Annotated in this window: 10 protein-coding genes and 1 pseudogene; all 11 read right to left on the bottom strand. The window is 64.0% G+C overall.

Translation table 11 applies throughout. The features are described from left to right. Positions 1 to 261: 261 nt before the first annotated feature. Entirely contained in the window at positions 262 to 1,302 is a 1,041-nt protein-coding gene (locus PV772_RS11125) for a Gfo/Idh/MocA family oxidoreductase (protein ID WP_347886170.1), read from the bottom strand. A 237-nt stretch (positions 1,303 to 1,539) separates the two neighbouring features. Further along, positions 1,540 to 2,583, bottom strand: coding sequence for a Gfo/Idh/MocA family oxidoreductase (locus tag PV772_RS11120; protein WP_347886169.1), 1,044 nt, complete (start codon positions 2,581 to 2,583; stop codon positions 1,540 to 1,542). After that, positions 2,583 to 3,578, bottom strand: a complete 996-nt coding sequence (locus PV772_RS11115) for a Gfo/Idh/MocA family oxidoreductase (protein WP_347886168.1) — start codon at positions 3,576 to 3,578, stop codon at positions 2,583 to 2,585. The genes PV772_RS11120 and PV772_RS11115 overlap by 1 nt, the downstream gene beginning before the upstream one ends. A gap of 91 nt (positions 3,579 to 3,669) precedes the next feature. After that, complete coding sequence (locus tag PV772_RS11110; RefSeq protein ID WP_347886167.1) at positions 3,670 to 4,620, bottom strand: ATP-binding cassette domain-containing protein; 951 nt, start codon at positions 4,618 to 4,620, stop codon at positions 3,670 to 3,672. Positions 4,621 to 4,633: 13 nt separating this feature from the next. Beyond that, complete coding sequence (locus PV772_RS11105) at positions 4,634 to 5,677, bottom strand: ABC transporter permease (protein WP_347886166.1); 1,044 nt, start codon at positions 5,675 to 5,677, stop codon at positions 4,634 to 4,636. Between the two features lie 65 nt (positions 5,678 to 5,742). Next, positions 5,743 to 6,744 carry a substrate-binding domain-containing protein gene (locus PV772_RS11100; protein ID WP_347886165.1) on the bottom strand — a complete coding sequence of 334 codons (1,002 nt, stop codon included), beginning with the start codon at positions 6,742 to 6,744 and terminating at the stop codon, positions 5,743 to 5,745. 309 nt (positions 6,745 to 7,053) lie between these two features. Then, entirely contained in the window at positions 7,054 to 8,493 is a 1,440-nt protein-coding gene (locus PV772_RS11095; RefSeq protein ID WP_347886164.1) for a sugar porter family MFS transporter, read from the bottom strand. Continuing rightward, a complete protein-coding gene (locus PV772_RS11090; protein WP_347886163.1) occupies positions 8,490 to 9,365 on the bottom strand; it encodes a sugar phosphate isomerase/epimerase family protein in 876 nt (291 codons plus the stop codon). Before PV772_RS11090 ends, PV772_RS11095 begins: the two co-directional genes overlap by 4 nt. 77 nt (positions 9,366 to 9,442) lie before the next feature. After that, positions 9,443 to 10,456 carry a Gfo/Idh/MocA family oxidoreductase gene (locus PV772_RS11085; protein WP_347886162.1) on the bottom strand — a complete coding sequence of 338 codons (1,014 nt, stop codon included), beginning with the start codon at positions 10,454 to 10,456 and terminating at the stop codon, positions 9,443 to 9,445. Between the two features lie 32 nt (positions 10,457 to 10,488). Continuing rightward, complete coding sequence (locus tag PV772_RS11080; RefSeq protein WP_347886161.1) at positions 10,489 to 11,406, bottom strand: sugar phosphate isomerase/epimerase; 918 nt, start codon at positions 11,404 to 11,406, stop codon at positions 10,489 to 10,491. A 188-nt stretch (positions 11,407 to 11,594) separates the two neighbouring features. Further along, positions 11,595 to 12,884 (bottom strand): annotated as a pseudogene (locus tag PV772_RS11075) (CoA-acylating methylmalonate-semialdehyde dehydrogenase); the annotation flags it as partial.

Raw genomic sequence — 12,884 nt, 5'->3', positions numbered from 1 at the left:
TGGACCTGCATAACTCTGCCGGGCCGACATTTGGGGCGGAATCAACGAAGGCACCACGGGCTGCGGCAACCAAGATCATGGGCGTCTCCCAGATCTGACAGCGCTTGGGCCGCCCGTCCCCCGGGGATGTTGCCACTCCCGGCCGCGACAACGTTGACCGGCATGCGTTGGAATCGCGCGGAGCGGACCCCGCCGATTCCTGTCCGCCCGCCAGAGCATCATGCGGCTGTCAATGGCTGCCGGAACGGTTGTTAGCCCGGTTTAGCTTTCCTTGGCAGCCTGAAGGTTGAGCTGGACCGGGACACCCGTTGCCAGGGATTCCTGTGCGGCGTCAGCGACGAGGGAAGCGGCCACAGCGTCCTCTGGGCTGCAGGGATTTTCCCGCTGACCCTGGGTCAGTTCTATAAACGCGGCCATCTCGGAACGGTATGCCTGATGGAAGCGTTCAGCAAAGGTTTTGTGGGGTTCCCCGTGGGGGAAGGTGATTCCAGGCTCAGCCGAAACCAAGGCTGTCTTCTCATCCAGCCCGACCATCAACGAGCGGTTGGAGCCTTGGATTTCCAGGCGGACATCGTGGCCGGCGCCGTTGTAACGTGAGGCTGAAACAGTGCCAACAGTTCCGTCATCGAGTGTGACCAGCGCCAGGGCTGTGTCCAGGTCCCCTACCGCGCCGATGGCCGGGTCGCCGTTGTTCGAGCCGGTGGCATATACCTCAACGATTTCCCGGCCGGTCAGCCAGCGCAGAATGTCAAAATCGTGGACGGAGCAATCACGAAACAAGCCCCCGGAAGTTGCGAGGAATTCCACGGGAGGCGGAGTCATGTCGCATGTCACGGCACGCAGCGTGTGAATCCAGCCAAGCTCGCCCGATTCGTAAGCCCGCTTGGCTTCCAGGTAGCCGGCGTCGAAGCGGCGCTGGTGACCGATCTGTACCACGCCGTTGTTGCTCCGGATATAGTCCAGCAGGGGCAGAGCCTGGGCGGCGTTTATGGCCACAGGTTTCTCGCAGAAGACCGGGATTCCGGCGTCCACTCCCGCGCGGATCAGTTCAGGGTGCGTCCCGGTTCCCGTGGCGATAACGAGCCCGTCCACCCCGGAGGCCAGGAGTGCCTCCACCGATGGGAGGAATTCGGCGCCGAGACCGTCAGCGATGCCCCGGGCGTGCCCCTCAGCGACGTCGGTGAGCCGGAGGCTGACGCGGACACCGCGAGAGTTGAGATCTCCGTTGAGTGCGGTGATGTTGTTGGCGTGCATGACGCCGATGCGCCCCACTCCGACCAGACCAAGAATGACGTCCTTCATGGCGTTCCTTCCGTTGAAAACCTTTTGGTGCTGTGCTTGGGCCGGGAGGCCCGGCTGAAATCCTCGGTCATCTGCGCGGGCCGCCAGGAATAGGCGCTCCTGAGCTCCGCACCCTGTTGCTGTTGCTGGCTGTTTCCTGGTTCACAGGGCCGAGCCGGTACCCCGCCCGGACCAGCGGGAGCAGCGCAGTTCGATGCAGGCCACGGGTCCGACAGCGATGGTCAATGCAACGCTCGCTCAGGCAGGGACACGGTCTTCGTCCGGGAATCCTATTCCTGTTTGGCGGCGGATCTCATCGGCGACTTCCATGGTGCGGATGGAGGACGCCAGGGGCCGCTGCCGGGTTTCCAGCTGTCCGGAGGTGATGGCCCGGGACACTGCGGCCGCTTCATAGTGCAGGCCGTCAAAGTGTGCTCCTGAAGGCTCCGTGTAGCGGAGCAGTGGCCCGTCCGGGAAGCGGATCTCGAAAGAACCGGGCATGTTGAAGGGACCATCGATGGCTAGCGTCGCCTCGGTTCCGACGATTGTTGCCGTCGTGGGGGTGAAATTATGCAGGTGTGTGTTCATCACGGCGTGGCTTCCGCCCGGGAATTGCATGATGGCGGAAAGTTGCGCGTTGACGCCGGATTCGTGCGTTTGGCCGAGGGCGCTTAACCGTTCGGGGGCGCCCAGGACCTCGGTAATGAGTGCCAGCGGGTAGGTGCCCAGGTCCAGCAGGGGGCCACCGGCCAGTGCGGGATCAAAGATGCGGTGGCTGCGCCCGAAGTACTCGCCGTATTCGGCCAGGACGGTCGTCACGGTGCCCAGCATGCCGGCGTCCAGTACTTGCCGGATGACATCGAATTTCGGCAAAAAGAAGCTCCACATGGCCTCGGAAGCGAAGACGCCGGCGGCCTTCGCCCTGGCCGCGATGTCCCGCGCCTGCTCCGCGTTCAGGCCGATCGGTTTCTCGATCAGGACATGTTTACCGGCGTCGATGGCGAGAATGGCAGCGCTGCGATGGAAGTTGTGCGGGGTGCACACGTAGATGATGTCGATGTTGGCAGCTGCGGCCAATTCCTCGTAACTGCCATAGGCTGCCGGGATGTTGAAGGCGTCCGCGAATGCCTTGGACCGGGCCAGTGAGCGGGAGCCGACGGCGCCGATCACTTGCCCGGTGTGGGCCTGCACCGATTCCGTGAAGCGTCCGGCGATCCATCCCGGGCCCATGATTCCCCAGCGCAGCCGGGGGGCGTCCCTGGAATCCGGAACGCGTGGGGCCGGCAATACTGTGGCATTCATCAGTAAATTACTTTCGTGAAGGCCCCGTCGCTGTGGAGCGACCGGATCATGGCCTGCGCAACCTGGGATGCCCGCAAGCCGTCCTCACCGGTTGCGAGCGGGGCTGGTTCACCGTTGCTGAGGGCGGTAATCCAGGCCTGAAGCTGCAAGCGGTAGGCGTCGGCGAACCGGGGGCGCCAGTCCGCGGGCAGATAGGAGCTCCGGCGCCCCTCCTGTTGGACGGCCAGTGCAGCGGGTTCCGGCAGGGCCGCGGTGCCGAGTTCGGAAACAACCTCGCACTGGGTCGTGTAGCCGTATCGGGCGTTGAGGAAGAGCTCGAGCGTTACCAGGGTCCCGTCAGCGGTGCGCAGGAGCATAAAGGCAGGATCGCTCAACCCGCCGGGGCTGTCCCGGGTACTCCGTCCCGACTGCCACGACACCTCAGTGATAGGCGAGCCCAACAGCCAAGGGACGATGTCCAGCTCGTGGATGGCCGAATTGGTGATGGCGGACTCCGAGGTCGTGCCCGGTCCCGCGGCTGCTGTCCTGCTCGTGCAGTGCACCAGGAGAGGCTCGCCTTGAGTACGTGCCCTGGTGGATGCTCGAAGGGCGACGTAGCCTGGGTCAAAGCGCCTCATGAAGCCCATCGAGAGCAGCCGGGCGCCCGTTGCGGCAAAGATATCGGCCTCAGCGTCCACCACTTCCAGGCTTTCCAGGAGCGTCGGGGCCAAGGGCTTTTCGCACAGCACCGGTGTCATCGCTTCGAAGCATTCCAGCACCAGCCCGGCGTGGGTGGAGTCGTGTGAGGCAATAACGACGGCGTCTACCTCGCTCGAATTGATCAACTCGGACGGCTCTGTGGTGGTACGTGCCGCTGGCGGGGCCGCGGCCGCCGCACGTCCGGCGTCGAGGTCTGCCACGAAAGTGACTTCGGCCCCGCTGATCGTGGTGGAGAGGTTTCTGATGTGGTCAGCGCCCATGACACCGGCGCCGATAACGCCAACCCGGATTGGCATGCTGTCTTCCCGTCTGCTTTGTGGTTGCATTGGCCGCGGCAGAAAAGTCGGGGCCAGCTCATCCTGAGTGCTGGCCCCTGTCCCCTCCCGGCTATACGTGCCGTGGGCTGTTTTGCCCTGCTGCGTCGGCTGGCCCGGAAACGTCGGCGACCTCGGCCTGGACTTCCTTGACGACGTCACTGTGGCCGCCGAGCTGCTCGAGCTCGTGGGCGAGTTCGGCGAGTTCGGCGCCGCCGGCCATCTGGGCGGTGAGCTCGTCCAGAGTGATGTCCTTCTTGTCGTAGTAGCCGATGGACTTTCCGCGCTTCAGCAGCAGGAAGCGGTCACCGACGGGGAAGGCGTGGTGCGGGTTGTGGGTGATGAAGATGACGCCCAGTCCGCGGTCGCGTGCCTGCAGGATGTAGCGGAGTACAACGCCGGACTGCTTGACGCCGAGCGCCGCAGTCGGTTCGTCCAGGATCAGGACCTTCGCACCGAAGTACACGGCGCGGGCAATCGCGACGCATTGGCGTTCACCGCCGGAGAGTTGCCCGATGGGCTGGTCGACATCACGCAGGTCGATGCCCATCTCGGCGAGTTCGTTCTTGGTGATGTCCTTCATCTTCTGCACGTCCATGCTCCTGAACGGGCCGAAGCCGGAGGCCAGTTCGGAGCCGAGGAAGAAGTTACGCCAGATCGGCATCAGCGGGACCACGGCGAGGTCCTGGTAGACGGTGGCGATGCCGGCGTCGAGGGCGTCGCGGGGGGAGGTGAATTTCCGTTCCTCGCCCATAATGTTCAGAACCCCGGCGTCGTGCTGGTGCAGACCGGCGATGATCTTGATCAGCGTGGACTTACCGGCCCCGTTGTCACCCAGGACGCAGGTGACGCGGCCGTTGTCCACGGCCATGGTGACATCGCTCAAGGCGACGATGTTGCCGTAGTGCTTGCCTACCCCTTCAAGGGAGAGCAGGTGGACGGGGGTGTGGGTCAGGGGGTCCTTCTCGCCGTTGAGGAGCTGCTTCTGGTTAATTCGTTTGGCGTCCGTTTGATTGGCATTCATGGTGTTCGGGCCCTTACTTGAGTTCCGCGCGGCGCTTGACGATGAGGTTCACGATGGTGGCCAGCAGCAGCATCAGGCCTAGGAAGAACTTGAACCAGTCCGGGTTCCACTGGGCGTAGACGATGCCCTTGTTGGCCATGCCGAAGATGAACGCGCCGATCGCCCCTCCCACGGCCGAGCCGTAGCCGCCGGTGAGCAGGCAGCCGCCGATCACGGCGGCGATGATGTAGAGGAATTCGTTGCCCACGCCTTCGCCGGACTGTACCGCGTCGAAGGCGAAGAGGTTGTGCATGCCCAGGATCCAGCCACAGAAACCGACAGCCATGAAGAGCCCGATTTTGGTCGCTTTGACAGGCACGCCCACGGCGCGGGCGGCATTGGCGTCCCCGCCGACTGCGAAGATCCAGTTGCCCACCTTGGTCCGCAGCAGCACCCAGGAGGCCACCGCAACGAGCAGGATCCAAATGAACACGGTGTTCTTTACGTCGACACCGGCGATGTTTACCGAGGAGGAAAAGACTGCCTGAGCCGCCTTGTAGCCGTCCATCGTCGAGATCGAGGGTGAGGACACGCCTCCGCCGATCATCCGGGTCAGGCCCAGGTTCAGGCCGGTCAGCATCAGGAATGTCGCGAGTGTGACGATGAAGCTGGGCAGCTTGGTTTTCATCAGGATCCAGCCGTTGATGAAGCCGATGGAGAGGGAGACGAGGAGGGCCAGAATGACACCGACCCAGACGTTCGTGCTGAAGTACCAGCTGAACATTGATGCGGTCAGCGCCGAACTGATGACGGCGACGCCCGTGGACAGGTCAAACTCGCCCCCGATCATCAACAGCGAGACCCCCACCGCCATGATGCCGATTGTGGAGCTGCCATAAAGGACGGTCGCGATGGACGCCGGCTGGATGAATGTCTGGGAGACCGCGGCAAAGAAGACGAAAAGAACGACGGCGCCCACCAGGGCGCCCACCTCGGGCCTGCCGAGGAGTTGCTGAACAGGGTTGCGCTTGGCGACGCGCTCATCGGGCGCCTTTAGCTGGACGGCTACTTGGGTCATGGTGTTTCTCCTACTAGGGCGGGTTCCGGGGCCCATTGAGCCCCGGAACCCGGCTCAAAGCATCCTTAGCGGATGCCTTCCTTGGCGAACTTGAGAACGTCGGGAGCAGTAGTCTTGTCAACGATCGACGGACCGGTCAGCACTGGCTGGCCGCCACCTTCGTGGATACCGGCGCGCTTGACCTGCCACAGTGCGTCCACTGCTCCGTAGCCCTGCAGCCAAGGCTGCTGATCGACGGTGAAGGCGACCTTGCCGTCGATGATGGCTTGGGCCAGATCACCGTTCATGTCGAACGAGGCGACTGTGACCTTGCTTTGCAGGTTCAGCGACTCGACAGCCTTGTCGATGGTCAGTGTGAACGGCGCACCCAAGCCGATGATCGCGTCCGCATCAGGAGTTGCCTGCAGTTTCGCGGTGACTGTGGAGGAGACCGCCGTCATATCAGTTCCCTGGACGAACAGGTTCTCGGTACCCGGGATTTGCGACTTGACGCCGGCGCACCGGGAATCCAGTGCGACGTTGCCTTGTTCCATGATGACGCAGATCGGGTGTTTGGCACCGAGCGAGGTCAGTTTCTTGCCGACAGCAGCACCGGCCAGGTTCTCATCGGAACCGAAGTGGGTGAAGGCACCTACTTGCTTCCAGACGTCGGCTCCTGAGTTCAGGCTGACGACAGGGATACCTGCGTCCGTCGCCTTTTTGAGGACATCCTTCAGCGCATCCGGCTTCGCGAGGGTGACGGCGATACCATCGACCTTCTGATCGATAGCCTGCTGGATCAGCTGGGCCTGGCGTCCGCCTTCGGGGTCAGAAGTATAGAGCAGCTCGACATTGTCCTTGGCAGCTGCCTCCTCCGCTCCCTTGCGGAGGATATCCCAGAACGTGTCGCCGGGAGCGGCGTGCGTAACAAGCGCAACTTTAATCCGGGGGGTGCTCGCGGCCTGTCCGCCGCCGGCACCATTGCCTGTGTCCGGGGACTTTCCGCCAGTGCTTGAACACGCACTCAATGCCAGCATCGGGACGACCGCCGCAACTAATGCCGCCTTACGCCAAGAGAATTTAACCACTGTGAATCTCCTTTGATTTCAGCTCCGGGTTGCTGCTTGCAATACCGGAAAAACGCCTATACCGATCATGGTGACTCACGCCACACATGTCAATACTTTGTTCGGACATTAATATGTTAGGTCGTTTGCTACCTGTGCGGGTACGACAGGGAACGGGCCCGGCTGGCCGGATGGTGAACCAGGCCCGGGAACGTTACCGCCACGGCGAATTGGCCCCAATAGGGTTCATCGGGTAGGACGCACGCCTCCTGGAAGGGCGGGGAACGCCCCGTTACTACCGGGTGCCATGGGGTCCCTTCGCATTCTGGCCTACGCGGATCGACTGTCAGCTCTTTCAGGTTGTTCTCCGGCGGCGTTCTTGAAGTAGTGCTCCAGGTCCTCGAGGCTCTTGTCCTTCGTCTCCGGAACATACTTGGCCGCGAAGGCGATGGCTCCCACCCCGAGGACAGCGAATACGAAGAACGTGTTGGAGATGCCGATGGCGTCCAGCAGCTGCGGGAATCCGAATCCGATCAGGAAGTTCACGATCCACAGCAGGAAGGCCGACGCGCCCATCCCCAAGCCCCGGATTTTGAGCGGGAAGATCTCCGAGAGCATCAGCCACGTCACCGGCGAGATGGCACCCTGCTGGAATGCCAGGAAGGTGACGGTCAGGGCAAGGATCACGAAGCCCCGGCCCGGGCCTTCGGGCAGGATCAACGAAAAGAAGCCGATCAGTAGCAGCGCCGTGGTGGTTCCCACTTGGCCGGTGATCAGCATCCGGCGGCGCCCGACCTTGCCCAGCAGCCAGATGCCGACGAACGTGGCCAGCACCGAGATGACCCCGTTGGCGATGTTGGCCGTCAAGGCAGCTTCGCGTCCGAAGCCGGACTGCGAGAGGATCTGGGTGCCGTAGTACATGATCGAGTTCACGCCGGTGATCTGCTGGATCACCGCGAGGCCCAGGCCCACCACGAAGATCCTGCGGAGCCACGGGATGCCCAGGTCCTTCCATGAACCCATTTTGGACTTGTAGTCCTCCACGGCCATGGCCTTGACTTCCTCGAACTCCCTGCGGGCCTCCTCCTGCGACCGGATCCGCTGCAGCACGCTGAGCGTCTCGCCGAAGCTGCCGATGGAAGCCAGCCAGCGGGGACTCTCGGGCATGAAGTTCATCCCGATCCACAGCGCGATGGCCGGCAGGGTGGCAATGACCAGCATCCAGCGCCAAATGCCGTGCGATTCACCGAACGAGTTGCCCAGGTAGGCGTTGAAGATGAAGGCGAGCAGCTGCCCGGTGACGATCATGAGCTCGTTCTGGGTGACGATCCGGCCGCGCCGGTGGCTCGGCGAGACCTCCGCCAGGTACACGGGCACTGTCACCGAGGCCCCGCCCACGGCGAGTCCCAGGATGAACCGGGCGGCGATCATCACCCCGGTATTGGGCGAGAACGTGCAGCCGATGGTGCCCGCGAGGAAGATGACCGCCAGCACCATGATCATTTTGCGCCGGCCGTTGCGGTCGGCCAGGCGTCCGCCGAACAGGGCGCCGAAGGCGGCGCCGAACAGCAGGGATGAGGTGACCAGGCCTTCGGTCAGCGGAGTCAGGCCCAGGTCCTCCTGCATGTACGGCAGGGCGCCGTTGATCACGCCGGTGTCGTAGCCGAACAGCAGGCCGCCGAAGGTGGAGATGATGGTGACGGTCCGCAGGGCCCGCTGATGGTTGCCGGGCTGCTTGACCGCTGCCTTTCCGGAAACAGGCGTACTCATAGGCTTACCTTTTGGACGTACTGTTTCATGGTCTCCAGTTGGTAGCGGGACACTTCTTCGGCGTTCTCGTCCTCAGCGAAAACGCTGGACACCATCACCGTGTCCTCCCGGTCGAGGAAGCCGATTTCCTTCAGGCCGCCGAAGAATTCGTCCCAATTGACGTCGCCGTCGCCGATCTTCAGGTGCTGGTGGACGCGGACCGGGTTGCCCGGCGGGTTGGTGATGTACCGCAGTCCGTGCGAGGCGTGGTGGTCCATGGTGTCGGCCACGTGGACCAGGCGCAGCTTGTCCCCCGCGGCCCGCATGATGTCCAGCGGGGAGTTCTTCATGTGGAAGCTGTGCGAGGCCACATAGACCATCCCCACGTTCTTCGAGTTCACGCCCCGGATCACGCGGATGGCGGCCAGGCCTTCCTCCACGAAGTCGTCCGGGTGCGGGTCAATGAGCAGGTCGATGCCTTCACGCTCGATGATCGGCAGCAGTTCCTCCATGGACCGGTAGAACGCCCGCTCGGATTCCTCCGCCTTCTCGGGCCGGCCGCTGAACTCGGTGTTCATGGTGCTGACCCCCAGGTCCACGGCGATCTGGATGGCGCGCTTCCAGTAGCGGACGGCGGCTTCGCGGGCGTCCTCGTCGGGCCCGGACCAGCGGAGCACGGGGAGGATGGAGGCGATTTCAATCCCGGCGTCCTTGCAGGCCTTGCCCAGCTGGCCCACCAGTTCGTCGTCCGCTTTGGGGTGGTTGTAGAACGGGATGAAGTCCGCGTGCGGGGTCATCTGCATGTACTTGTAGCCAAGGTCCGCCACCACCTTGGGGAACTCCAGCAGGCTGTGCAAGTGATGGAACGGGGTGGGGTCAAGTGCGATTTTCACGTAAACACTCCATTGTGGATCAGGAAGGGGGGAGACACGAAAGGGGACGGATGGCTCCGCCCCCTTTCCGGTCCTGGTTACTTGTAGAGGTCGGGTTTCGGAGCCAGCTTCACGGCGACCTTTTCGCCGTTCTTCTGCGCTTCGACGCCTGCCTCGCAGCAGGCGGCGGTGGCGTACCCGTCCCAGGCGGAGGGGCCGCCGATTCCGCCCTTAAGTGCCGCGTCCACCCAGGACTGGATTTCGACGTCGTACGCCGCTCCGAAGCGCTCCTCGAAGCCGGGGGTGACGTTGCCGCCCCAGCGGCCGGAGCTGCGGGTGTAGGGGCCCTTGTCGCCGCCGATGCTGACGATGCCGTCCTCGAAGGAGGCCTGGGTGGCCACCTCGTAACCGAATTTGGCGTTGACGTAGATCTCGACGTCCGCCAGGACGCCGGACTCGGTCTCGATCAGGACGTGCTGGGGGTCGTGCTGGCCGTTGGGAGCATTGCGGGTGGGCTTGCCCAGCCGGACCTGGATGCTGGTGATTTCCTCGCCCGTGAAGAACCGGATGGCGTCGAACTCGTGGACCACGGAGTCGTTGATGAGCATCTCGTTGGTGAAGCCCTCAGGGGTGCTCGGGTTGCGGTGCTGGTGGTGCAGCATCAGCAGCTCGCCGAGTTCGTGGTTGCGGATGATCGAACCCAGCGTGGCGTATTCGGCGTCGAAGCGGCGCATGAAGCCCACCTGGATCCGCTGGTGGCCCAGCGCCACCTCGGCTTCGACGATCTTCCAGGACGATGCGGCGTCGGGCGTGAGCGGCTTTTCGCAGAGGATCGGGATGTCCCTGGCGAGGGCCTTGAGCAGGATGTCCTCGTGCAGGAATCCGGGGGTGGCGATCAGGACGGCGTTGACGTCGCCGTTGTTCAGGGCCTCGTCAGCGTCCGCCAGGGCCACGGCGCCCGGGATGCCTTCAATAGCGGCCTGGGCGCGGGAAAGATCCACGTCCACGACGGCGGCAACTTCGGCTCCGTGGATGCGCCTGCTGATGCGCTGGATGTGGTCGGCGCCCATGCGGCCTGCGCCGATGACGGCAACGCGGAGGGTTTCAGTCATTGTCTTGTCCTTTGTGGTGTCTGTGGGGCGGGTTAGCTGACGGCGGTGCGGGAACCGCAGGACAGCAGGTAGTTGCGGGTGCGCTTGGCGATGGGCATGGGGACGTCGAAGGCCACGGGGTACATGTCCTGTTCCACGATGCCGAAGATGGGCCGGTTGAGCGCTTCCACGGCTTCGATGACCGCGCGCAGGTCCGGCAGGCCGTTGGGCGGTTCGGTCATGACGCCGGCCAGGTTGGCAGCTGCCCAGGTCATGTTCTCCTCGTTGACCCGCCTGAGGACGTCCGGGTTGATCTGCTTCAGGTGCAGGTAGCCGATCCGGTCCGGGTAGTTCTTGATCAGTTCCAGGCTGGAGGCGCCGCAGTACTCGGCGTGGCCGGTGTCCAGGCAGAGGTTCAGGTACTGCGGGTCCGTGGCACCGAGCAGCGTCTCGATGTCCGCCTGCGCGCCCACGTGGGAGTCGGCGTGCGAGTGGAACTGCTGCTTCAGGCCGAAGTCCTCCAGGAGGGTCTTGCCCAGGCGGTTGTGGCCGTCAAACAGGTCGCTCCAGGCCTTGTCGTCCAGGGTTCCGCTTTCCACGGCTTCGCCTGTGACGTCGTCGCGCCACATGGCCGGGATGACCACGATGTGCCCGCCGCCCATGGCAGCGGTGAGTTCGGCGACCTTGCGGGCTGGCTCCCACGCGGTTTCCCACTGGTCCAGGCCGCGGTGGAACGCGGTGAACACGGTGCCGGCTGTGACCTTGAGGTCGCGCTGCTTGAGCTCCTCCGCCAAGCGGGTGGGATCGGTGGGAAGGTAGCCGTACGGGCCCAGCTCGATCCACTTGTAGCCGGACTCAGCCACTTCATCCAGGAAGCGTTCCCAGGGGGTCTGCTTGGGGTCATCCGCGAACCAGACGCCCCAGGAGTCCGGCGCCGTGCCGATGATCAGTTTGTTCTCTGCTTCCGTCATAACAGCATTTCTTTCTTTCGTGGACCTGAGGGGTCAGAATTTGGATACGGCACAGAAGGGGTCTAGTCCCGCCGGCTACGGCCTTCCGTGGCATCATCGGCGCGTCCGGGAACTGCGTCTTCTCCCGCTGCCAGCTCATCGGGAAGTCCTTCTGCGATGCCGTCGTGGCGGACCGCGTGGTCATCGGCATGGGAGGGGAAGTTGTAGGAGGCGCCGGAGGCGTGGTGGGTTTCGGGCCAGCGGGACGTGACCACTTTGCCGCGGGTGTAGAAGCTGACGCCTTCGGGGCCGTAGATGTGCTTGTCGCCGAAGAGGGAGGCTTTCCAGCCGCCGAAGGAGTGGTATGCAACGGGGACGGGCAGGGGCACATTGATGCCGATCATGCCCACGGTGACCGACCGCTGGAACTTGCGGGCGGCGGCGCCGGAGGAGGTGAAGATGGCGGTGCCGTTGCCGTAGGGGTTGGCGTTGATCAGCGTGATGCCGTCTTCCAGGGTGTCGACGCGGACCACCACCAGGACGGGTCCGAAGATTTCCTCTGTGTAGGCGGTCATTTCGGTCTTCACGTGGTCGATGACGGTGGGGCCCACCCAGAAGCCGTTTTCGTGGCCGGGGACCACGAGGTCGCGGCCGTCCACGACCATGGCGGCGCCGGCAGTTTCCGCCTCTGTGACGATCTTGACGATGCGTTCCTTGGAGGCCGGGGTGATGACCGGCCCCATTTCGGCGTCGGGGGCGGTGCCGTTGTTGACCTTGACGGCCAGGGCGCGCTCTTCGACCTTCTTGACCAGCAGGTCAGCGGCCTCGCCGACGGCGACGGCGACGGAGATGGCCATGCAGCGTTCCCCGGCGGAACCGAACGCGGCGGCAGCGAGGTGGTCGGCGGCGTTGTTGAGGTCGGCGTCGGGCAGGATGATGGCGTGGTTCTTTGCCCCGCCCAGGGCCTGGACGCGCTTGCCGTGCTTGGTGGCGGTTTCGTGGACGTACTGGGCGATCGGGGTGGAGCCGACGAAGGAAATGCCGTCCACGTCCGGGTGGGTCAGCAGCCCGTCCACGGTTTCCTTGTCACCGTGCAGGACCTGGAACACGCCGTCGGGCAGCCCGGCGTCCTTCCAGAGCTTGGCCAGCAGCAGCGACGCGGATGGGTCACGCTCGGAGGGTTTCAGGATGAACGCGTTGCCCGTGGCGATCGCCATCGGCGCCATCCACAGCGGCACCATGACGGGGAAGTTGAACGGGGTGATGCCGGCGACCACGCCGAGCGGTTCGCGGAAGGAGAAGACGTCGATGCCGGTGGAGACCTGGTCCGAGTAGTCGCCCTTGAGCAGGGTGGGGATCCCGCAGGCGAACTCCACCACTTCCAGGCCCCGGCCGATCTCGCCCTTGGCGTCGGAAAGAACCTTGCCGTGCTCGGCGGTGACCAGCTGGGCCAGTTCATCGACGTGGGCGGCGACGAGCTCGCGGAACTTGAACAGCAC

This window comes from Pseudarthrobacter sp. CC12 (genome assembly GCF_039907755.1).
In the GTDB taxonomy this organism is placed as follows: Bacteria; Actinomycetota; Actinomycetes; order Actinomycetales; family Micrococcaceae; genus Arthrobacter; species Arthrobacter niigatensis.
Note: the sequence above shows the minus strand (reverse complement) of the source record. Positions and strands in the feature narration are given on the sequence as shown.